At 66.6% G+C, this 2,037-nt stretch carries 2 protein-coding genes and 1 pseudogene; all 3 read left to right on the top strand.

Going from position 1 to position 2,037, the window contains the following annotated elements:
* The first annotated feature begins 190 nt into the window (after positions 1-190).
* Positions 191-562: an IS66-like element accessory protein TnpA gene (gene tnpA / locus METLW4_RS28810; protein ID WP_018268687.1), complete on the top strand. Its 372-nt coding sequence runs from the start codon at positions 191-193 to the stop codon at positions 560-562.
* On the top strand, positions 559-906 hold the full coding sequence (gene tnpB / locus METLW4_RS0123485) for an IS66 family insertion sequence element accessory protein TnpB (protein ID WP_018268688.1): 348 nt from the start codon (positions 559-561) through the stop codon (positions 904-906). The genes tnpA and tnpB overlap by 4 nt, the downstream gene beginning before the upstream one ends.
* 71 nt (positions 907-977) lie before the next feature.
* Positions 978-1,901: pseudogene (gene tnpC, locus METLW4_RS26115) on the top strand (IS66 family transposase); the annotation flags it as partial.
* Between the last annotated feature and the right edge of the window lie 136 nt (positions 1,902-2,037).

Consider the following 2,037-nt stretch of genomic DNA (forward strand, 5'->3'; position numbering starts at 1 on the left):
CCGGAGCCGCTGAACGGCAGGTAGCCGAGCTCATCGAGGATGACGAGATCGGAATGAACGAGCCGCGCCGCGACTTGGCCGTATCCCTTCGGCGGCGGCCGCCTGGCGTTGATTGCGGTTTTTGAGATAGCTGCCTGACAGGTGGCGCGACGATCGTGTCCGCTTCTATTACAAGTGGACACTATCGCCGATGTCGCGCATCGATGACGATCCTCCGGCTTTCCGGCGCCGGCGCCGATCATGGTCTCTCGAAGAGAAGCGCCGGATTGTCGACGAGAGCCTCGAGGATGGAGCTTCGATCGCCGAGGTCGCACGGCGGCACGATCTCAACACCAACCAACTCTTCACCTGGCGTCGGCAGTTCGGCGTCGAGGCAACCGCGCCGCAGGAACTCGCGCCGATCCTGCCCGTGACGATCACTCCGGACACGACGACGGAATGTTCCCCTCCAGGGCCGACCGGCCAGATGGAGATCGTGCTCGCCGAGGGGGACCGAATCCTCGTGTGGTCCGATGTCGAGACAGCCGCGCTGTCGCGGGTCGTGAAGGCGCTGCGGCGATGATCCCGCTGCCGGCGGGCTGCCGGGTCTGGATTGCGACCGGCCATACCGACATGCGGCGCGGCATGCAGGGGCTGGCGCTTCAGGTGCAGGAGCAGTTGAAGCGCAACCCGCATGCGGGCGACCTTTACATTTTCCGCGGGCGCCGCGGCGATCTGGCGAAAATCCTCTGGCACGACGGGGTCGGCCTGTCGCTCTACGCCAAGCGGCTCGACCGCGGAAAGTTCATCTGGCCTTCGGCGAACGCGGGCGCCGTGTCGATCTCGGCCGGGCAGATGGCCTATATGCTCGAGGGGATCGATTGGCGGAATCCGCAACGCGCCTGGAGGCCGCAAAGCGCCGGGTGAGGCCGAAAAAGCTGGGGTCGGCTGCATTTTGGGGCGCCACAAATCGCGCGTTTTGTGATTCACTTCGCCTCATGGACGCTGCCGCCCGAGCCCTTCTCGACGAAAACGCCGTGCTGAAAGCGCAACTCGCCGTCGTGCTCGCCAAGGCGTCGGAAGACATGGCGCTGATCGCCGCGCAAAAGCTCCAGATCGCCAAATTGCAGCGGCAGATCTATGGGCAGAAGTCGGAGCGCTCGGCTCGGCTGCTCGATCAGTTGTCGCTAGAGCTCGAAGAGCTGGAAGCGAACGCGGCGGAAGACGAGCTCGCCGCGGAGCACGCCGTCGCCAGGACGACCACGGTCGCCGGCTTCGAGCGCAGGCGGCCGGAGCGCAACACCTTTCCCGACCATCTGCCGCGCGAGCGCGTGGTGATCGAGGCGCCGAAGGCCTGCGCCTGCTGCGGCGGTTCGCGCCTGCGCAAGCTCGGCGAGGATGTGACGCGGACGCTGGAGACGACGCCACGCCAGTGGAAGGTCATCGAGACCGTGCGGGAGAAGTTCACCTGCCGGGACTGCGAGAAGATCACCCAGGCGCCGGCGCCGTTCCATGTCGTCGCGCGCGGCTGGGCGGGGCCGAGCCTACTGGCGATGATCGCCTTCGAGAAGTTCGGCCAGCATCAACCGCTGAACCGTCAGGCCGAGCGCTATGCGCTGGAAGGCGCGCCGATCGCCTTGTCGACCATGGCCGACGCCGTCGGCTCCATCTGCGCCGCACTCGATCCGCTGCGGCGTCTCGTCGAGGCGCATGTCCTCGCAGCCGAGCGGCTGCACGGGGACGACACCACGGTTCCCGTGCTGGCCAAGGGCAAGACCGACACAGGCCGCTGCTGGGTCTATGTGCGCGACGACGCGCCCTTCGGCGCCGCCGGGCCGCCGGCGGCGATGTTCTATTACTCGCGCGATCGGCGCGGCGAACGGGAGTGTCAGGAATTTCGTGTGTGGGCGGGCATGATGGAGAAGAAGGAGATCTCCCATGGCCCGACGCAAAGAGCCCCGCATCCCTGACGCGCTTCTGGACCAGTTGCTGGCCGGCGCCGATCCCAAGACGGCCTTCGACCCGAACGGCCTGCTCGACGATCTGAAGAAGGCGTTG

The sequence above is a fragment of the Methylosinus sp. LW4 genome, from assembly GCF_000379125.1.
GTDB lineage: Bacteria > Pseudomonadota > Alphaproteobacteria > Rhizobiales > Beijerinckiaceae > Methylosinus.